Here is an 18,327-nt window from a genome sequence, read left to right as displayed (position 1 = left end):
AGCCGTTATCACTGACGTTGGATAAGCGGTTGAACTTTATTATCAATGGCTTCCCGGGCCCGGAAGATACGTGAACGTACGGTACCTACCGGACAATCCATGATGGCGGCGATCTCTTCGTAACTCAGACCATCCAGTTCCCGCAGGGTGATGGCCATACGCAGATCTTCAGGCAACGCCTCAATCGTCCGAAAAACAATTTGTTTCAGTTCGTCTGACAACATTAAGTTCTCAGGGTTCGAAATTTCTTTTAGCGCACCCGCACTTTCGAAATTTTCCGCGTCAATCGCGTCCACATCGCTGGACGGCGGCCGGCGCCCCTGAGCCACCAGATAATTCTTCGCGGTGTTGACCGCAATGCGGTACAGCCACGTGTAAAAGGCGCTATCACCCCGGAACGACTCCAGTGCGCGATACGCTTTAATGAAAGATTCCTGAACCACATCAGGCACATCGCCTGACGGGACATAACGTGAAACCAGGCTCGCCACTTTATGCTGGTATCGGATCACCAGTAAATTAAATGACTTTTGATCTCCTTTCTGAACCCGCTCAACGAGAACCTGATCCGTTAACTGCTCGCTCATCCGAGGTAATGTCTCCCCAAATCTCTTTTATGCGTAAGTGAACTGCCAGCACATCTCATTTATTGTGAGCAAGCATGCGCTTAGAGTCCCGTTCTGGCCTGAAGTTCACCACGACCTGATATTTTCTGTACCGGTGCCCTGACATCGTTGTTGTTGATGGTCTTTCAGTGTAGCGACTTACCGCACTGGTGGTGTCGTTGGCGGCACCGATAATCGCTGGCAGAGTACCCTATGACGCCGCATTTTTCACCTTTATTCCCTGAATTTTCAGCGTGTTTGGTATAAAAAACACTAATCGCTTATTTTCAGACATAACTTACTGAAATCGCATTACAATCTGATTATTGCGTCGAATTTCCCCGCGTTTTTTGTTCAAAATACTTCACACCAGCGGCGTCCGGGCTTATGCTCGGGGGACCTTTTGTTTAGTAAATTAAACATCATGAACCCCATTCCCGATCATAGCTGTGATGTACTGATTGTTGGCAGCGGCGCGGCCGGTTTATCTCTGGCGCTGCGGCTGGCACCGCATTATCAGGTAACGGTGCTGAGTAAAGCGCAGATTAGCGAAGGCTCCACGCTGTATGCACAGGGCGGGATTGCGGCGGTGTTTGATGAAAACGACAGCATTGAATCGCACGTCGAAGATACGCTGATTGCCGGTGCAGGCCTGTGCGATCGCGAGACGGTGAATTTTATCGCCAGCAATGCGCGCCCGTGCGTACAGTGGCTGATCGATAGCGGCGTGGCGTTTGATCGCGAGCCACAGGATAACGGCAATGCGCGCTATCACCTGACGCGCGAAGGCGGTCACAGCCATCGCCGTATCTTACACAGCGCCGACGCCACCGGGCGCGCGGTCGAAACCACGCTGGTCAGCCAGGCGCTCAGCCATCCCAATATTCGCGTTATTGAACGTGCCAACGCGGTGGATTTAATCCTCTCCGATAAAATTGGCCTGCCCGGAACGCGGCGCGTGGTGGGCGCATGGATCTGGAATCGCAATCGCGAACAGGTTGAAACCTGCCGCGCCCGCAGCGTGGTGCTGGCCACCGGCGGTGCGGCGAAGGTATATCAGTACACCACCAATCCGGATGTCGCTTCCGGCGACGGCATCGCGATGGCGTGGCGCGCCGGCTGCCGGGTGGCCAATCTGGAGTTCAATCAGTTTCACCCTACCTGCCTGTTTCATCCGCAGGCGCAAAACTTTTTGCTGACCGAAGCGCTGCGCGGCGAAGGTGCCTGGCTATTGCGCCCGGACGGTTCGCGCTTTATGCCGGATTTCGATGCGCGTGCCGAACTGGCACCGCGCGATATCGTGGCACGCGCGATCGATCACGAAATGAAGCGCCTGGGCGTCGACTGCATGTATCTCGACATCAGCCATCAGCCGGCCAGCTTTGTGCGTGCCCACTTTCCGATGATCTATGACAAGCTGCTGACGTTTGGCCTCGATCTGACACAGCAGCCGATTCCGATTGTGCCCGCCGCGCATTACACCTGCGGCGGCGTGATGGTGGATCAGCATGGTCGCACCGACGTCGACGGGCTGTATGCGATTGGTGAGGTCAGCTACACCGGCCTGCACGGCGCTAACCGCATGGCATCAAACTCGCTGCTGGAGTGTCTGGTGTATGGCTGGTCGGCGGCCGAAGATATTGTGCGCCGTCTGCCGCAGATGCGCGCCGTCGATCACCTGCCGGCGTGGGATGAAAGCCGCGTCGACGATGCCGATGAACGGGTGGTGATTCAGCACAACTGGCATGAGCTGCGGCTGTTAATGTGGGACTATATGGGCATCGTGCGTACCACCAAGCGGCTGGAGCGCGCCCTGCGCCGCATTACGCTGCTACAGCAGGAGATAGATGAATACTATGCGCATTTTCGCCTCTCCAACAATCTGCTGGAGCTGCGCAATCTGGTACAGGTGGCAGAGCTAATGGTGCGCTGTGCGCTGGCGCGCAAAGAGAGCCGCGGGCTGCACTTCACCCGCGACTATCCGCATACGCTGCCCGAGGCACAGCCTACCGTGCTGCAGCCGGTAGCCTAGCGGAACAGATAGAAATCGGTTACCAGGCTCAGCCAGTCCGCCGAATAGCTTTTATCTTCATCACGAATGGCGAGACGCTCCTGCACGAGTTCGCCTGCGGCAGGCGAAAAGCCCAGCACCAGCCGGTTCGGTGGTCGCTGCGCGTAAGGTGCTACATCATAGCGATAACGCAGATGCCAGCCTTCGGCGCGCGCCAGTGCAATCAGTTTTTCGCCGGCATCCGCGGGCAGCACCACGCAAAACAGCCCCTCTTCTTCAATCAGCTGTGCCGCACAGCGCAGCAGGGTGGGATGATCAAGCGTTGCCGTGCTGCGCGCGGTATCGCGCTCGACGCTGGCCGAGGCCATGCCCGGGGTGAAAAACGGCGGATTACTGACAATCAGCGAGTAGCGTTTTTCTGCCTGCTCACTCCAGCTGACGATGTCCTGCGCATGCACCGCGATGCGATGCGCCCACGGCGACGCGGCGACGTTCTCCTGCGCCTGCGCGGCGGCGCTGCGCTCCAGTTCGACGGCATCAATACTGACGTCATCCGCCGTGCGCTGCGCCAGCATCAGCGCAATCAGGCCGCTGCCGCAGCCAATATCCAGTATGCGCCGTACGCCTGCCACCGGCGCCCAGGCCCCGAGCAGCACCCCATCGGTGCCGACCTTCATGGCACAGCGATCGTGCGCGACAAAAAATTGCTTAAACGTGAATCCATCTTTTCTTAACATCGCCCGCGCTGGCGGTTGCGGCTGAGACATGCTTAACGACCATTGAATTTGCTCCTGCCGGAAGTGTAACGTGGTCGCGAAGTGAATTCACCTTCACCTGTGCAACACAAACAGATGAAGATTGTGGCTGAACTGTCTATAATCAGCGCCCCAAACTGAGGTAGACCATGACCGTAACCACATTCTCCGAACTCGAACTCGACGAAAGCCTGCTGGAAGCCCTGCAGGATAAAGGCTTCACGCGCCCGACTGCCATTCAGGCTGAGGCCATTCCTGCCGCGCTGGAAGGCCGTGACGTTCTGGGTTCGGCACCAACCGGAACGGGGAAAACCGCAGCCTACCTGCTGCCCGCTTTACAGCACCTGCTCGATTTCCCGCGTAAAAAATCAGGGCCGCCGCGCATTCTGATCCTCACGCCGACGCGTGAACTGGCGATGCAGGTTGCCGACCAGGCGCGCGAGCTGGCCAAACATACCCATCTCGATATCGCCACCATCACCGGCGGCGTGGCCTATATGAACCACGCGGAAGTGTTCAGTGAAAATCAGGACATCGTGGTCGCGACCACCGGCCGTCTGCTGCAGTACATCAAAGAAGAGAACTTTGACTGCCGCGCGGTAGAAACGCTGATTCTGGACGAAGCCGACCGCATGCTGGACATGGGTTTTGCGCAGGATATCGAGACCATTGCCGGTGAAACGCGCTGGCGCAAACAAACGCTGCTGTTCTCAGCCACGCTGGAAGGCGACAACATCAAAGATTTCGCCGAGCGCCTGCTGAACGATCCGGTAGCGATTGAAGCCGATCCAAGCAAAAGCGAGCGCAAAAAGATTCAGCAGTGGTATTACCGCGCCGACAATCTTGAGCACAAAACCAAACTGCTGGTGCATCTGCTGAAGCAGCCGGAAGTAAAGCGCGCCATCGTGTTCGTGCGTAAACGTGAGCGCCTGCATGAGCTGGTGACCTGGATGCACGAAGCCGGCCTGCGCAGCAGCTACCTCGAAGGCGAAATGGTGCAGGCTAACCGTAACGAAGCGATCAAACGCCTGAATGACGGTCGCGTTAACGTGCTGGTTGCGACCGATGTCGCCGCGCGCGGTATCGACATTGATAACGTCACCCACGTCATCAACTATGACTTACCGCGCACCGCCGATGTCTATCTGCACCGCATTGGCCGTACCGGCCGCGCCGGACGTAAAGGTACCGCGATCTCGCTGGTTGAGGCACATGACCATCCGCTGCTGGGTAAAATCAGCCGCTACGTCAACGAGCCACTGAAATCGCGCGTAATCGATGAGCTGCGTCCGGAAACGCGTGCACCGAGTGCTAAAGTCACCGGTAAACCGTCTAAAAAGGCGCTTGAGAAACGCAAAGAGAAGAAAGCGAAAGAAGAAGAGAAACCGCGCGTGAAGAAACGTCACCGCGATACTAAAAATATCGGTAAACGCCGTAAGCCAAGCGGCAGCAGCACACCGGAGAGCGGTGCGGAATAAAACAGCATCGCGGCAATTAAATCGCCTCCCTGAGGCGATTTTTTGCTTTCTGGTCTGCTGAAATCGCACTTTCGCGGCGTAAAATCTCTCAACCTGCCCTCTTCTCTCTTCAGGAAATAAAAAAAGCCGCGCCAGTAAGCACCGGCGCGGCCTGTATTGCTGTGTGCGTTTTCGTCAGCCGATCAATTACAGGCTTTCGGTAAAAGTACGGGTGATAACGTCACGCTGCTGTTCTGGCGTCAGCGCGTTAAAGCGCACCGCATAGCCCGACACGCGAATGGTCAGCTGCGGATATTTTTCCGGATGCTTCACCGCATCTTCCAGCGTTTCACGGCGCAGCACGTTAACGTTGAGGTGCTGACCGCCTTCAACGCGCACCTGCGGTTTCTGCTCCAGTGGAATTTCACGGTAAGCAATCTCGCCAAGGTCGCTGACTGCAACGACCTGATCTTCCGTGAAATCACCTTTTGCGCACAGGCAGCGGGCTTCGGCTTTCTCATTGTCCAGCAGCCAGAACGAATTCAGCAGCTGTGGATTTTGTGCCTGAGTAATTTGAATACCGGTAATCATAGAGGCCTCCAGGGCTTAGCGCTGCGGCAGGAGCACAGCGCGGTTCTTCGGGTTATGTGATGCTCTGGTATATCACCGCGCTGAACGGCTCGTTTTGACCTGTATCAATTTCGTCCGGCCAGGATTTTTGCCTCTACTCTAATAAATTGATTTATAACAACTTTTGTCATTAACTTTTTCTGCAATTGTTCAACTTATTTTTACCCTTCTGCTGCCCCGCCGGACACGCTAAGCTAAAGGCATCAATTTGCAGGGAGTCAATGATGGCTGAGAAGCTGACCTGGCACGATGTGCTGGCTGAAGAGAAAGAAAAACCTTACTTCGTGGAAACGCTAAAAGCGGTAGCCGAAGAGCGAGCAGCGGGCGTGACGGTCTATCCGCCGCAAAAGGACGTCTTCAACGCGTTCCGTCTCACCGAACTGGGCGATATTAAAGTGGTGATCCTCGGCCAGGATCCGTACCACGGCCCGAATCAGGCGCATGGCCTGGCGTTCTCGGTATTGCCGGGCGTGGCCATTCCGCCGTCGCTGCTGAATATGTACAAAGAGCTGGAACAGGACATTCCTGGCTTTCAGCGCCCGCAGCACGGCTTTCTTGAAAGCTGGGCGAAACAGGGTGTGCTGCTGCTGAATACGGTGTTAACCGTGGAAGCCGGCAAAGCGCATTCGCACGCGCGTTTCGGCTGGGAAACCTTCACCGACAACGTGATCAGCGCCATCAACACCCATCGCGAAGGGGTGATTTTCCTGCTGTGGGGATCGCACGCACAGAAGAAAGGCAGCATCATTGATGCGCAGCGTCATCACGTATTGAAAGCACCGCATCCTTCGCCGCTATCGGCGCATCGCGGCTTTTTTGGCTGTCAGCATTTTTCCAAAGCCAATGCGCTGCTGAGCCAGGCCGGCCAGACGCCCATTGACTGGAAGCCGGTGCTGCCCTGAAAACACAAACGGCCGCATCAGCGGCCGTTGTTGCACGGGAGCGGCTTAGCCTTTGGCTTTCGATACCGCAACCATTGCCGGACGCAGCAGGCGACCGTTGAGGGTGTAACCGCGCTGCATCACCATCAGCACGTGGTTTGGCGCCACTTCTTCAGACTCCATCATCGACATCGCCTGATGCACGTCCGGGTTGAACGGCACATTAGTTTCGCCCACCACTTCCACGCCGAACTTGCGCACCGCACCCAGCAGTGATTTCAGCGTCAGCTCGATGCCTTCAATCATCGAAGCCAGCTCGGTATTCTCTTTATCCGCCACTTCCAGCGCGCGCTCCAGGCTATCAATCACCGGCAGCAGTTCGTTGGCAAACTTTTCCAGCGCAAACTTGTGCGCTTTTTCCACGTCCATTTCGGCGCGGCGACGGATATTTTCAATCTCAGCCTGCGCGCGCAGCTGGGCGTCACGCACGCCACCCTGCGCCTGCGCTAATTCCGCTTCCAGCTGGGCGATACGCTCATCACGCGGATCCACCTCAGTTGCTGTCTCCGCTTCCGGCTGCTGTTGTTCCTGTTGAATTTCGTCTGAGACTTGCTCGTTTGGGGTGTTCTGTTCTTTACTACTCATGAATTTCTCCGCGTTTTGCACATTCATCTCGCTGGTTGGCTTATTATGGGGATCAGTTTGACGGTTTCAAGTGAACCCATCACATTGCCTGGCCGTTTTGGCTTATGAGGAACACCCGCTAAATGAACAAACACTTTAACTGCATTGGGATCGTCGGCCATCCGCGCCATCCCACTGCGTTAACCACCCATGAAATGCTCTGGCGCTGGCTGACTGACAAAGGCTATGACGTGATCGTGGAACAGCAAATCGCCCGCGAGCTTAATTTGCAGGATGTGCGTACCGGCAGCCTGGCGGACATCGGCCAGTACGCCGATCTGGCGGTGGTGGTTGGCGGCGATGGCAACATGCTGGGCGCCGCGCGCGTGCTGGCTCGTTACGACATCAAGGTGATTGGCATCAACCGCGGCAATCTCGGCTTCCTGACAGATCTCGATCCGGATAACGCGCAGCAGCAGCTGGATGACGTGCTGCAGGGCGACTACTTCGTGGAAAGCCGCTTTTTGCTGGAAGCGCAGGTATGCAAAGAAGAGTGTTCGCCGCGCATCGGCAGCGCCATCAATGAAGTGGTGCTGCATCCGGGAAAAGTGGCGCACATGATTGAATTTGAAGTCTATATCGACGAAGTGTTCGCCTTTTCCCAGCGCTCGGACGGGCTGATTATCTCCACGCCAACCGGTTCAACCGCTTATTCGCTTTCGGCGGGCGGGCCGATTTTAACGCCGTCGCTCGATGCGATTGCGCTGGTGCCGATGTTCCCGCACACGCTGTCGGCGCGTCCGCTGGTGATCAACAGTAGCAGCACCATTCGCCTGCGTTTTTCCTCGCTGCGCAGCGACCTGGAGATCAGCTGCGACAGCCAGATCGCCCTGCCGATTCAGGAAGGGGAAGATGTGCTGATTCGCCGCAGCGCCAATCACCTCAATTTAATTCATCCCAAAAATTATAATTATTTTAATACTTTAAGTTCAAAACTCGGATGGTCAAAAAAATTATTCTGAAAAGGCCCGCCGGCTACTTTACTGGATAAAAAACCAGTTTATACTGTATGAAAAACCATATCTGTTTTTACATACAGGTGATTGTATGCTGGCACAACTGACCATCAGTAATTTTGCAATCGTTCGTGAACTGGAGATCGACTTTCATCGGGGCATGACAGCGATCACCGGCGAAACCGGCGCAGGGAAATCCATAGCGATTGATGCGCTGGGCCTGTGCCTTGGCGGCCGTGCTGAAGCAGACATGGTGCGTCAGGGGGCCAGCCGCGCGGATATCTGCGCGCGCTTCCAGCTGAAAGCGTCACCCTCAGCCCAGCGCTGGCTGGCGGAGAACCAGCTCGACGACGGCAACGAATGTTTATTGCGCCGCGTGATCAGTGCCGATGGCCGCTCACGGGGCTTTATCAACGGCACGTCCGTACCGCTGTCGCAGCTGCGCGAACTCGGTCAGTTACTGATTCAAATCCACGGTCAGCATGCGCATCAGCTGCTGCTTAAAACCGATCACCAGAAACACCTGCTGGATGCCTACGCCGCGCACGACGATCGGCTGGCGGAGATGCGTCAGCACTATCAGCGCTGGCACCACAGCTGCCGCGCGCTGGCACAGCATCAGCAGCTGTCGCAGGAGCGTGAAGCCCGCCGCGAACTGCTGCAGTATCAGCTGAAAGAACTCAACGAATTTGCGCCGCAGCCAGGCGAGTTTGAGCAGATTGATGAAGAGTACAAGCGCCTGGCGAACAGCGGTCAGCTGCTGTCTACCAGCCAGCAGGCACTGCAAATTCTTGCCGACAGCGATGACACCAACCTGCAAAGCCTGCTCTACAGCGCGCGTAATATGCTGAGTGAGCTGGTCTCGCTGGACGATAAAGTCAGCGGCGTATTTAACCTGCTGGAAGAAGCCGCGATTCAGTTAAGTGAAGCCAGCGATGAGCTCCGCCACTACTGTGAACGGCTCGACCTCGATCCTAATCGCCTGTACGAGCTGGAGCAGCGTCTGTCGCGGCAGATTGCGCTGGCGCGTAAGCATCATGTTTCACCGGAAGCGCTGCCGGTGCTGTATCAGCAGTTGCTGGATGAAGCGGAACAGCTGTCGCAGCAGGAGAGCGATCAGGAAAGCCTGCAGAGCGACGTCGTGGCTCATCATCAGGCCGCGCTGGCCTGTGCCGAAGCCCTGCATCAGCAACGCGTTGCCTCGGCGCAGGAGCTGAGCCAGCTGATTACGCAAAGCATGCGCACCCTCGCCATGCCACACGGTGAGTTTGCCATCATGCTGGAATTCAATGCCGATCAACTGACGGCCGAAGGTGCCAGCCGTATTGATTTCCGTGTCACCACCAACCCGGGCCAGCCGCTGCAGCCGCTGGGTAAAGTGGCCTCAGGGGGTGAACTGTCACGTATTGCGCTGGCGATTCAGGTGATCACCGCACAGAAAATGGAAACTCCGGCGATGATTTTCGATGAGGTTGACGTCGGTATCAGCGGTCCGACGGCCGCTGTCGTTGGCCAGATGCTGCGCCAGCTGGGCGAATCGACTCAGGTGATGTGCGTGACTCACCTGCCGCAGGTGGCGGGCTGTGGTCATCAGCACTTCTTCGTCAGCAAAGAAACCGACGGTGCGATGACCGAAACCCACATGCAGCCGCTGGATAAGCGTGCGCGTCTGCAGGAACTGGCGCGCCTGCTTGGCGGCAGCGAAGTAACACGCAACACACTGGCGAACGCAAAAGAACTTTTAGCAGCCTGACACCGCACTTTTTTGCGGCCTGGTGGTCATATGCTTGCTCTGTAGAGGTTTCCAATAGCTCAAAGGTTTATTATCATCGGCAGTCATATCGCCATAATAAAGCCTGCCGTATGCAGAGTTCAGAATTTGATGGCAACAAAACTGCCTGATGAAAGGCGTTTGGCCCCAGAAAAGGAATGTATAGATGCGCTGTAAAACGCTGACTGCCGCGGCAGTGGTAATGTTGATGATGACCGCCGGATGTTCCACCCTTGAGCGCGTTGTGTATCGTCCGGATATCAATCAGGGGAATTACCTGGTCGCCAACGACGTTTCGAAGATTCACACCGGCATGACGCAGCAGCAGGTTGCCTACACGCTCGGTACGCCGATGATGCACGACCCGTTTGGCAGCAACGTCTGGTATTACGTGTTCCGTCAGGAGCCAGGTCATGAGAGCGTGAAGCAGCAGACGCTGACGCTGACCTTCGACAGCAACGGTACGCTGACCAACATCGATAACAAACCGCGCCTCACCGGCACTGAAGACTAAGTGAGCCGCAACAAAAAAGGCGCCTGAGCGCCTTTTTTAATGCCTGTACACTTACTTTTTCGTTGCCGCGCGCTCTGCCCGCTGCCGGCGCATCTCTTTTGGATCGGCAATCAGCGGGCGATAAATCTCTACCCGATCGCCATCCTGCAGCGTATCGCTCAGCTTGACCGGACGGCTGAAAATGCCGACCTTGTTGCTGCTCAGGTCGATATCTTTGCGCAGCGTCAGCAGTCCGGATGCCTGAATCGCCTGCTCAACCGTCGCGCCCTCTTCCAGGCTAACCTCACGCAGATACTGTTTATCCGGTAGCGCGTACACCACTTCAACGCTGATGTCAGCCACGGTAAACCTCTTTGGCGCGCTGGGTAAACGCCTGCACCATGCTGTTGGCCAGCTCTTTGAAGATGCGGCCAAACGCCATCTCGACCAGCATGTTGGTGAACTCAAAGTCGAGGCTGAGTTCAACCTTGCAGGCATCGTCGCCGAGCGAGATAAATTTCCAGCCGCCGGTCAGCTTGCGGAACGGCCCATCGACCAGCTGCATATGAATGCTCTGATTATCAGTCAGGGTGTTACGCGTGGTAAAGGTTTTACTGATGCCGGCTTTGGAGACATCCACCGCAGCGGTCATTTGGTTACCGCTGTTATCCAGCACGCGGCTGCCGGTACAGCCCGGAAGAAATTCAGGATAAGCATCCACATCATTCACGAGCCGGTACATCTGCTCAGCGCTATACGGGACCAGCGCTGAACGGCTAATCTGGGCCATAATGGTTCCTGTTGGTCACAAAACCGTTGAATTATACCATTTTAAGCTACCAAACAAAAATTTACGCCTTTGCCAGCTGTGCTAAAATAGTGTGTTTTTTACCGCCCCGCAGGACAGGGGATGCGCCCACAGACTGAGTGATGTAGACTACGCCGCACTATGACAAAGAAAAAAGCTCACAAACCCGGTTCAGCCACTATTGCCCTCAACAAACGCGCCCGCCATGAATACTTCATTGAAGAAGAGTTCGAGGCCGGCATGGCGTTGCAAGGATGGGAAGTCAAATCACTGCGCGCCGGTAAAGCCAACATCAGTGACAGCTATATTTTGCTGCGCGATGGCGAAGCCTATCTGTTCGGTTCCACTTTTCAGCCGCTGGCGGTGGCATCAAGCCACGTGGTGTGCGATCCCACGCGCAACCGCAAGCTGCTGTTGAACCAGCGTGAACTGGATTCCCTGTACGGCCGTGTTAACCGCGAAGGTTACACCGTGGTCGCGCTGTCGCTGTACTGGAAAAACGCCTGGGCCAAACTGAAGATTGGTGTGGCACGCGGTAAGAAAGAACACGACAAGCGCGCGGACATCAAAGATCGCGAGTGGAAGATGGACAAAGCACGAATTATGAAGAATGCCAGCCGTTAAGCACTGGAATCTTTTATAATTTTTTGCTAGAGTAAAAAGTCTTGGGGCTGATTCTGGATTCGACGGGATTCGCGAAACCCAAGGTGCATGCCGAGGTGCGGTAGGCCTCGCTAAAAAACCGCAAAAAAATAGTCGCAAACGACGAAAACTACGCTTTAGCAGCTTAATAACCTGCTTAGAGCCCTCTCTCCCTAGCCTCCGCTCTTAGGACGGGGATCAAGAGAGGTCAAACCTAAAAGAGATCGCGTGGATGCCCTGCCTGGGGTTGAAGCGTTAAAACTAATCAGGCTAGTTTGTTAGTGGCGTGTCTGTCCGCAGCTGGCAAGCGAATGTAAAGACCAGACTAAGCATGTAGTACCGAGGATGTAGGAATTTCGGACGCGGGTTCAACTCCCGCCAGCTCCACCAAAATTCTTTCGCGGCGATACCAGAATTGTCCGCTGGAGTCCTGAAAGCCCGCACGGCACAAGCCCTGCGGGCTTTTTTGTGTCATACGCGATTTCTTAAGAGTTGCTAGAGTCCACGCCTTATGACACCCTCTTTTGGGCCCACCAGTGTGGGTCCAAAATCAGAGGGTCCAAAAATGCCTAAGGTCGTCACAAAGCTAAATGATACCCAGATCAGGAACACCAAGCCCGGCGAGAAGGAAGTGAGTCTCTTCGACGGCGAAGGCTTGTTTGTGCGAATCTCAGCATCAGCAAAAGGTGGTAAGAAAAACTGGTATTTTAGATACACAGTACCGACCACCAGAAAACGCACAAAAATGAGCCTGGGTACTTACCCTCATCTCACCCTAGCTCAGGCCCGCTCTCTAAGAGACCAGTACCTCGCCCTTCTCGCCCAGCAGGTTGACCCACAGCAGCATAATGCTGAGAAAGCGAATGCTTTAAAAGCGGCTACTGAACATACATTGCAGGTAGTTGCAAAAAAATGGTTGGATGAGAAGAAAAGAACTTCAGGGATCACGAATGACCATGCAGAGGATATCTGGCGTAGCCTTGAACGAAACGTCTTTCCTGGACTAGGTAATGTTCCGATCAAGGAAATTCGTCCTAAACTCTTAAAGCAGCACTTAGACCCAATTGAGCAGCGTGGAATTCTTGAAACGTTAAGGCGTGTGATTTCCCGATTGAATGAAATTTTCCGCTGGGCAGCTACTGAGGAACTGATTGAGTTTAATCCTGCTGATAACCTCGCACAGCGTTTCACTAAGCCTAAAAAGCAAAATATGCCTGCATTACCTCCATCTGAATTACCCCGTTTCCTGGCAACGCTGAACAATGCTTCAGTACGTATGGAGACAAGGCTGCTGATTGAGTGGCAATTGTTAACATGGGTTCGTCCGGGCGAAGCCGTTCGAGCAAGGTGGGCAGACATCGATACAGACAACATGCTATGGACCATTCCTGCTGACTTTATGAAAATGAAAAAAACTCATAAGGTTCCTTTGAGCAAAGAGGCTTTGCGCATTCTTGATACAATGAGGCCGCTCAGTGGACATAGAGAGTGGATTTTCCCCAGCATTAAAGCACCACTTCAACATATGCATGAACAGACAGCTAATGCCGCTATTATTCGTATGGGATTTGGAGGCGAGCTTGTAGCTCATGGTATGCGTTCGATTGCGAGAACAGCAGCCGAGGAGTCTGGTAAGTTTAGATCTGAAGTCCTTGAAGCAGCGCTTGCCCACTCCAAGAAAGACGAAATTGTTGCAGCGTATAATCGCGCGGAGTATCTCGCCGAACGAAACGCACTTATGCAGTGGTGGAGTGATTATGTGCAATCTCAAAAGTTTAAAGCGATTGCTGCATAAGTAGCATTTTTATCACTTTATTTTTAATATATGTAATAGAAATACTTTTGAATCTAAATGTGATTTTTTTAGCTCGTCTTAATACAAACGACAATAACAACCGTCAGTAAAATTTCTGCCGGTTGTCATTAATGGAATGACTCAGATAATTTTACAGTAAGAATTCATCAAGACTTTTACCGTCATCAACAGCTTTTTTTATAGCTTTAGGCGTGCGCCCCTGCCCTGTCCAACTTTTCTCGTTACCATCTTCATCTTTGTACCTATATTTCGCAGGGCGAGGAGTACGACTGGATTTTCTCTTTTTGGTAGTTGAAGGTGGGTTCGAGTTGATAAGTAATTCCTGAGGATCAATCCCATCGGCTAAAAGTTGTTCGCGGATAGCAAGAAGTTTTGCTTTTCTCTCTTCTCGCTCTTTCAAGCCCGATTCTTCTTCATGACGCTTTTCTTCAACGATTGCTGTCAGTTTTTCAAGAATTTCTTCAAGAATTTCCAGAGAGGTTCCACGAGCTTGTGCTCTTAAGGTTCGGATACTACCCAAAAGTTTAAATTCTTCACTCATTGCAAAATTTCCCATATTAAAATTTATGAATTACTACAAATACATCACAGCCTGATTCTAGTCGAAGAATGCTAATAGTCACCTTTTAAAACCAAATTTGGTTAAAAAAAGACTAATTCATAAGCTTTTACTATAATTAAGTGTAGGAATTAATCTTTTTTAGTTATTTATCACCTTTCTTTAAGCGCAATAAGATTTAATATCATTCGCTTTAAGCTTTTATGTTTTGAAGTAATAATTATCTCCTCCACCCGTTAAACTGAGAAGCATATCTAAGATAGCGAGTAACTTTCAGTAAAGACTAATCACCATGCCTGACCAATATGGCATGCATTGAGCTTTTTACCCTATGGGCATTACGCCAGGCCCGAAGGTCACCAAGAAGATAATTGACTCGCTGGTTGCGGGCTTTGCTTCCAGAAGAATAGTACTGAACATAATGCGGACCATCTCCCTTCTGACGATAACGAGCCAGGGTTTTAACACTGACTCCCAGATAAAGCGCAGCTAAATCTACTCCAATAGTGGCATCATCCGGCATGTCATTGAACAAACGCCAGACCTCAGACATCTCTCTTAAAGTTTCAATAGCACTCATGATTGATTCCATAGTTATCAAAATTGGCGTATATTTTTAAAGCCAGTAATTTTTTTTCAAAAAACTATAAAAATCTACCTTTTAGCTACCTTCACAAATTCTTTAATTTCACGAGATAAATCATCCGGGCATTCTAATGGAAGCAAATGGCCACAATCATTGATAACCCTGAATGAATAAGGATTAAAGTAGACTAAAGTACTTCTGATTTGCTCTGTGATATTTGGGACACTCTTATCGTCATTGCCTATTATCAATTTAACGGGGAGCTTGACCTTATCAAAAACATCTTCAAAATTTTCCTGACTTCCACTATCTGCCCACTTATGGAATGCTTCACAATCAGCTCGCAAAATGTCTTCAATAGCGAGTTCTTCAAATGCCTGTTTTAGAGGCTGAGAACAGGATCCATTTACAAATGCTTTGGCTTCTTCTGCACTACCCGTCCATTCCTTCTGCTGCAGGTATTGCTGGACAGTCATAGGCTGTGGAGTGAGGGGCGAAGGAGCTACAAGCACAAGTCCACTGATTTTCTCTGGAGACTGCAAAGACATAACAGAGGCAATTTTTCCTGACATCGAATGTCCGATTAAAAACGGTGTTTTAATATTAATGTTTTCAATATTTTCCCATAAAGCTTCTGCCTGCGACTGGATACTCATATCTTCTAAAGACTCAGAGTCGCCAAAACCTGGCATATCAAAAGCAATGCAGTCATAGTCGTTTTTAACATTTTCAATCACAGGGTACCAGGTTTTCGCAGAACCACCCAGATAATGCATAAAAACCAGAGCAGGCCCCTCCTGCTTTCCCTGACGAGTAAAACTAAGCATTTGTAACCTCTTACAGAAACTGAATTTTATTTTTAATTTAACAGCTGAATTTTAGTCTAAACTCACAATGGCGCAATGTCTGGCTGCACATATAATCTGTTAAATAATATTAATCATAATTTTTCATGCGATTTATTTTAGGGAGCAGGCTCTTGGACAATGAAAATTACCTTCAGAATGTGTACACCAATCGTTCGCAGGAAACTATCCATGAATGGTTACTTGAACTGGAAAACAACTTTAACGAAAAGGATGTGGTTTTCTATCCTGAAAAACTGTTAGCACTGACAAGTGGCATTCAGCCCGAACTTAATCCGCAAATCAGAGTGCTGTTGTCTGATCTTAGATCACTGACAAATGTTGATCTTCTTGCAGAAGTTATGAGCGAAGAAAATTTTCACATGACATTTCTTGCCGTGACTCAATCCATCTACGAATCCTATGAAGATACTGCTGACATTGTCGATCTGATCGAGCGATTCAGCCTGATTATCAGAAACAGTACTCTTAACGTCAAAGAGCTTCAGCTTGTAGCACTTCCTAATCAGCTGTTACTGGCCGGAATTCCAGACAGCAACTCAATCAGCCTGCGACAAAATTTCTGGAACGATCTTATGAGTTCTGACTGGCAGTCAAAACTTCAGGACCGATATCCGGGAAAAGCTTTACCCCCAGATTTCTGGCATACAACAATAATGAGGTATAAATCGAAAAAACTGCCACCGCTTGTCAGGGAATACTTCCTATCGAATTCTGATATGAGGTATGGAGAAATTGAGGGAAAGATAAAACTGGTTCTTGCTCCATATAACTGGAACAACCCTTTGAATATTATTTAACCATAATCGGCTTTGAGCATGGTGAGGATCAGCTTTGAGATCCTCATCACATTAACAACAGATTTAGCTGTAATGTCCATATCTTGAGAGAGGGGCGCTCTAATCCTGACTGTATCCGCTGCGTAAGCTTAAGCACTATTACATGCTGTATGAGCGGAGCTTAATGATGTCTCATGTAAACCAGACCGTCACCTACGATGGTGACCATCAGTCAAAAGTCAGAAGAATGAATCTCTTTGTATCGATATCCGCTGCCCTCGCCGGGCTTCTGTTCGGACTGGATATCGGGGTTATCTCAGGTGCCCTGCCTTTCATAACTAAACAATTTCAGTTGACCAGTCACGAACAGGAATGGGTTGTCAGCAGTATGATGCTGGGAGCCGCGATTGGAGCTCTCTGCAACGGCTGGGTTTCAAATCGACTGGGAAGAAAGTACAGCCTTATGGCGGGAGCCATACTCTTCATCGTGGGTTCCCTTGGATCAGCCTTCGCCACAAGTGTTGAAGTTCTGCTTACATTCAGGGTTCTGCTCGGACTGGCCGTTGGTATTGCCTCCTACACTGCTCCCCTCTACCTGTCAGAGATGGCAACAGAGAATGTTCGTGGGAAAATGATTAGCCTCTATCAGCTCATGATTACCTTCGGTATTGTCGTGGCTTTCCTTTCGGATACTGCATTCAGTTATAGTGGCAACTGGCGGGCAATGCTGGGCGTTCTCGCTATACCAGCGGTGGTACTTTTTGTCATGGTTATTTTCCTGCCTAACAGTCCCCGCTGGCTGGCTTCAAAAGGTCTGCACGTTGAGGCGGAAGAAGTCCTGCGAATGCTTCGGGATACCTCTGAGAAGGCCCGTCAGGAACTAAATGAGATAAGGGAAAGCCTCCGTATGAAGCAGGGAGGGTTTGCTCTTTTCAGGAAGAACAGCAATGTGAGACGCGCCGTGTACCTCGGTATGCTGTTGCAGGGTATGCAACAGTTTACGGGTATGAACATCATCATGTATTACGCTCCTCAGATTTTTAAAATGGCTGGATTCCAGAGTACTCAGGAGCAAATGGTTGCGACCATAGTGGTTGGCCTGACCTTCATGTTTGCAACCTTCATTGCGGTTTTCACCGTTGATAAAACGGGAAGGAAGCCAATCTTGAAGATAGGATTCAGTGTAATGGCATTCGCCACTATGGTTCTGGGCTACTGCCTCATGAAAGCGGGTCAGGGAGAAATCAGTACCGGCCTGTCATGGGTGTCAGTAGGTATGACAATGTTGTGCATAGGCGGCTATGCAATGAGTGCTGCTCCGGTGGTCTGGATACTGTGTTCTGAGATACAGCCTCTGAAATGCCGGGACTTTGGGATTACCTGCTCAACGACGACTAACTGGGTTGCCAACATGATTATCGGAGCAACCTTCTTATCACTTCTGGGTAATATTGGGCCTGCAGGAACGTTCTGGCTGTATACCGGCTTCAACCTGGTCTTTATCGTGATAACTTTTCTCCTGGTCCCTGAAACCAAAGGGGTCACTCTTGAGCACATTGAAAAGAATCTGATGTCTGGCAAGAATCTCCGTGATTTGGGCCAGTAAATTTCATTAACTAATAAAAGCCAGTCACAATTGACTGGTTTTTTGCATTGCACTATGGCTTGCAGCGCACTGATTTAGTCAGGTTTAGGTCGAAAGATTATGTGTGAAAGATTATTTTTCATACTCAAAAATTGCATTTGTTACCTTCACTTTTCAAATTATTGGCGAAAATCACTTAATTCCTCATGATAATAAGTTAATTTATGCTGATAACATTAACTGTTTAATAAAAAAATGCATTATCATTAATTGATCAGGAGCGAAGATATGCAAACTGTTACTTAATTATTTACGGAATATTTTTATATTATGATTGAAATATCTAATAATCACCACTTTCACTAAAATGATAAAACAATAAAATTTAAATTTTAAGCACAATTTTTTATCGATATGGATAACTCAATCGCAACCCTTGATAA

Annotated in this window: 18 protein-coding genes, 1 other RNA gene and 1 pseudogene; 11 read left to right on the top strand and 9 right to left on the bottom strand. The window is 51.2% G+C overall.

Features of this window, described 5'->3' with window-relative positions:
• Nucleotides 1–8 precede the first annotated feature (8 nt).
• Nucleotides 9–587: an RNA polymerase sigma factor RpoE gene (gene rpoE / locus CBW22_RS24245; protein ID WP_010617748.1), complete on the bottom strand. Its 579-nt coding sequence runs from the start codon at nt 585–587 to the stop codon at nt 9–11.
• A gap of 442 nt (nt 588–1,029) precedes the next feature.
• Here rpoE and nadB point away from each other — a divergent pair, with 442 nt between their 5' ends.
• Nucleotides 1,030–2,637, top strand: a complete 1,608-nt coding sequence (nadB, locus tag CBW22_RS24240) for an L-aspartate oxidase (protein ID WP_088518101.1) — start codon at nt 1,030–1,032, stop codon at nt 2,635–2,637.
• Here nadB and trmN read toward each other — a convergent pair.
• Complete coding sequence (gene trmN, locus CBW22_RS24235) at nt 2,634–3,383, bottom strand: tRNA(1)(Val) (adenine(37)-N(6))-methyltransferase TrmN (RefSeq protein WP_088518100.1); 750 nt, start codon at nt 3,381–3,383, stop codon at nt 2,634–2,636. The genes nadB and trmN overlap by 4 nt on opposite strands.
• Nucleotides 3,384–3,520: 137 nt before the next feature.
• On the opposite strand from trmN, the gene srmB reads away from it, so the two are divergent.
• Nucleotides 3,521–4,849: an ATP-dependent RNA helicase SrmB gene (gene srmB, locus CBW22_RS24230; protein ID WP_021506515.1), complete on the top strand. Its 1,329-nt coding sequence runs from the start codon at nt 3,521–3,523 to the stop codon at nt 4,847–4,849.
• Nucleotides 4,850–5,035: 186 nt separating this feature from the next.
• Here the strand turns inward: srmB and grcA are convergent, their stop codons facing one another.
• Nucleotides 5,036–5,419 (bottom strand): autonomous glycyl radical cofactor GrcA, encoded by a 384-nt coding sequence (gene grcA / locus CBW22_RS24225; RefSeq protein WP_021506514.1) that lies wholly within the window; start codon nt 5,417–5,419, stop codon nt 5,036–5,038.
• A 263-nt stretch (nt 5,420–5,682) separates the two neighbouring features.
• On the opposite strand from grcA, the gene ung reads away from it, so the two are divergent.
• Nucleotides 5,683–6,360 carry a uracil-DNA glycosylase gene (gene ung / locus CBW22_RS24220; protein WP_088518099.1) on the top strand — a complete coding sequence of 226 codons (678 nt, stop codon included), beginning with the start codon at nt 5,683–5,685 and terminating at the stop codon, nt 6,358–6,360.
• Between the two features lie 45 nt (nt 6,361–6,405).
• Here ung and grpE read toward each other — a convergent pair whose 3' ends face one another.
• Nucleotides 6,406–6,984 (bottom strand): nucleotide exchange factor GrpE, encoded by a 579-nt coding sequence (gene grpE, locus CBW22_RS24215; RefSeq protein ID WP_031279366.1) that lies wholly within the window; start codon nt 6,982–6,984, stop codon nt 6,406–6,408.
• Between the two features lie 122 nt (nt 6,985–7,106).
• Here grpE and nadK point away from each other — a divergent pair, with 122 nt between their 5' ends.
• The 3 genes from nadK (at nt 7,107) to bamE (ending at nt 10,264) form a co-directional block, all read left to right on the top strand.
• Complete coding sequence (gene nadK, locus CBW22_RS24210; protein ID WP_058758272.1) at nt 7,107–7,985, top strand: NAD(+) kinase; 879 nt, start codon at nt 7,107–7,109, stop codon at nt 7,983–7,985.
• Between the two features lie 85 nt (nt 7,986–8,070).
• On the top strand, nt 8,071–9,732 hold the full coding sequence (gene recN / locus CBW22_RS24205) for a DNA repair protein RecN (protein ID WP_058775634.1): 1,662 nt from the start codon (nt 8,071–8,073) through the stop codon (nt 9,730–9,732).
• Between the two features lie 184 nt (nt 9,733–9,916).
• Nucleotides 9,917–10,264 (top strand): outer membrane protein assembly factor BamE, encoded by a 348-nt coding sequence (gene bamE, locus CBW22_RS24200; RefSeq protein ID WP_021506509.1) that lies wholly within the window; start codon nt 9,917–9,919, stop codon nt 10,262–10,264.
• Between the two features lie 51 nt (nt 10,265–10,315).
• Here the strand turns inward: bamE and CBW22_RS24195 are convergent, their stop codons facing one another.
• Together CBW22_RS24195 and CBW22_RS24190 are read right to left on the bottom strand one after the other, a co-directional pair.
• Entirely contained in the window at nt 10,316–10,606 is a 291-nt protein-coding gene (locus CBW22_RS24195) for an RnfH family protein (RefSeq protein ID WP_021506508.1), read from the bottom strand.
• Nucleotides 10,599–11,033 (bottom strand): type II toxin-antitoxin system RatA family toxin, encoded by a 435-nt coding sequence (locus tag CBW22_RS24190; protein WP_021506507.1) that lies wholly within the window; start codon nt 11,031–11,033, stop codon nt 10,599–10,601. The genes CBW22_RS24195 and CBW22_RS24190 overlap by 8 nt, the downstream gene beginning before the upstream one ends.
• A 159-nt stretch (nt 11,034–11,192) precedes the next feature.
• On the opposite strand from CBW22_RS24190, the gene smpB reads away from it, so the two are divergent.
• The 3 genes from smpB to CBW22_RS24175 all read left to right on the top strand — a co-directional run bounded on the left by smpB (nt 11,193) and on the right by CBW22_RS24175 (nt 13,488).
• Nucleotides 11,193–11,675, top strand: coding sequence for an SsrA-binding protein SmpB (gene smpB / locus CBW22_RS24185; RefSeq protein WP_021506506.1), 483 nt, complete (start codon nt 11,193–11,195; stop codon nt 11,673–11,675).
• Nucleotides 11,676–11,718: 43 nt separating this feature from the next.
• Nucleotides 11,719–12,083, top strand: a transfer-messenger RNA (tmRNA) gene (gene ssrA / locus CBW22_RS24180).
• 175 nt (nt 12,084–12,258) lie between these two features.
• The gene (locus tag CBW22_RS24175) at nt 12,259–13,488 is read left to right on the top strand and encodes an integrase domain-containing protein (RefSeq protein ID WP_176428185.1); all 1,230 of its coding nucleotides are present in this window, start codon (nt 12,259–12,261) and stop codon (nt 13,486–13,488) included.
• Nucleotides 13,489–13,639: 151 nt separating this feature from the next.
• Here the strand turns inward: CBW22_RS24175 and CBW22_RS24170 are convergent, their stop codons facing one another.
• The 3 genes and pseudogenes from CBW22_RS24170 to CBW22_RS24160 form a co-directional block, all read right to left on the bottom strand.
• Complete coding sequence (locus CBW22_RS24170; protein WP_088518114.1) at nt 13,640–14,050, bottom strand: H-NS family histone-like protein; 411 nt, start codon at nt 14,048–14,050, stop codon at nt 13,640–13,642.
• Nucleotides 14,051–14,363: 313 nt separating this feature from the next.
• Nucleotides 14,364–14,648: pseudogene (locus tag CBW22_RS24165) on the bottom strand (hypothetical protein); the annotation flags it as partial.
• 74 nt (nt 14,649–14,722) lie between these two features.
• Nucleotides 14,723–15,481 (bottom strand): alpha/beta fold hydrolase, encoded by a 759-nt coding sequence (locus tag CBW22_RS24160; RefSeq protein WP_088518097.1) that lies wholly within the window; start codon nt 15,479–15,481, stop codon nt 14,723–14,725.
• A 152-nt stretch (nt 15,482–15,633) separates the two neighbouring features.
• Here CBW22_RS24160 and CBW22_RS24155 point away from each other — a divergent pair, with 152 nt between their 5' ends.
• Together CBW22_RS24155 and CBW22_RS24150 are read left to right on the top strand one after the other, a co-directional pair.
• A complete protein-coding gene (locus tag CBW22_RS24155; protein ID WP_141097368.1) occupies nt 15,634–16,320 on the top strand; it encodes a hypothetical protein in 687 nt (228 codons plus the stop codon).
• Between the two features lie 166 nt (nt 16,321–16,486).
• On the top strand, nt 16,487–17,905 hold the full coding sequence (locus CBW22_RS24150; RefSeq protein WP_176428186.1) for a sugar porter family MFS transporter: 1,419 nt from the start codon (nt 16,487–16,489) through the stop codon (nt 17,903–17,905).
• Nucleotides 17,906–18,327: the final 422 nt, after the last annotated feature.

Origin of the sequence: Pantoea sp. VS1 (genome assembly GCF_002207995.1) — a bacterium.
GTDB classification, from domain to species: Bacteria; Pseudomonadota; Gammaproteobacteria; order Enterobacterales; family Enterobacteriaceae; genus Pantoea; species Pantoea dispersa.
The sequence above is the reverse complement of the archived record's forward strand: the minus strand, read 5'-3'. Positions and strand labels throughout refer to the sequence as shown.

Excerpts from the sequence above, each read along its gene's own strand:
- rpoE (WP_010617748.1), bottom strand. The coding sequence starts at position 587 with ATGAGCGAGCAGTTAACGGATCAGGTTCTCGTTGAGCGGGTTCAGAAA.
- nadB (WP_088518101.1), top strand. The coding sequence starts at position 1,030 with ATGAACCCCATTCCCGATCATAGCTGTGATGTACTGATTGTTGGCAGC.
- trmN (WP_088518100.1), bottom strand. The coding sequence starts at position 3,383 with ATGTCTCAGCCGCAACCGCCAGCGCGGGCGATGTTAAGAAAAGATGGA.
- srmB (WP_021506515.1), top strand. The coding sequence starts at position 3,521 with ATGACCGTAACCACATTCTCCGAACTCGAACTCGACGAAAGCCTGCTG.
- grcA (WP_021506514.1), bottom strand. The coding sequence starts at position 5,419 with ATGATTACCGGTATTCAAATTACTCAGGCACAAAATCCACAGCTGCTG.
- ung (WP_088518099.1), top strand. The coding sequence starts at position 5,683 with ATGGCTGAGAAGCTGACCTGGCACGATGTGCTGGCTGAAGAGAAAGAA.
- grpE (WP_031279366.1), bottom strand. The coding sequence starts at position 6,984 with ATGAGTAGTAAAGAACAGAACACCCCAAACGAGCAAGTCTCAGACGAA.
- nadK (WP_058758272.1), top strand. The coding sequence starts at position 7,107 with ATGAACAAACACTTTAACTGCATTGGGATCGTCGGCCATCCGCGCCAT.
- recN (WP_058775634.1), top strand. The coding sequence starts at position 8,071 with ATGCTGGCACAACTGACCATCAGTAATTTTGCAATCGTTCGTGAACTG.
- bamE (WP_021506509.1), top strand. The coding sequence starts at position 9,917 with ATGCGCTGTAAAACGCTGACTGCCGCGGCAGTGGTAATGTTGATGATG.
- CBW22_RS24190 (WP_021506507.1), bottom strand. The coding sequence starts at position 11,033 with ATGGCCCAGATTAGCCGTTCAGCGCTGGTCCCGTATAGCGCTGAGCAG.
- smpB (WP_021506506.1), top strand. The coding sequence starts at position 11,193 with ATGACAAAGAAAAAAGCTCACAAACCCGGTTCAGCCACTATTGCCCTC.
- CBW22_RS24175 (WP_176428185.1), top strand. The coding sequence starts at position 12,259 with ATGCCTAAGGTCGTCACAAAGCTAAATGATACCCAGATCAGGAACACC.
- CBW22_RS24170 (WP_088518114.1), bottom strand. The coding sequence starts at position 14,050 with ATGAGTGAAGAATTTAAACTTTTGGGTAGTATCCGAACCTTAAGAGCA.
- CBW22_RS24160 (WP_088518097.1), bottom strand. The coding sequence starts at position 15,481 with ATGCTTAGTTTTACTCGTCAGGGAAAGCAGGAGGGGCCTGCTCTGGTT.
- CBW22_RS24150 (WP_176428186.1), top strand. The coding sequence starts at position 16,487 with ATGTCTCATGTAAACCAGACCGTCACCTACGATGGTGACCATCAGTCA.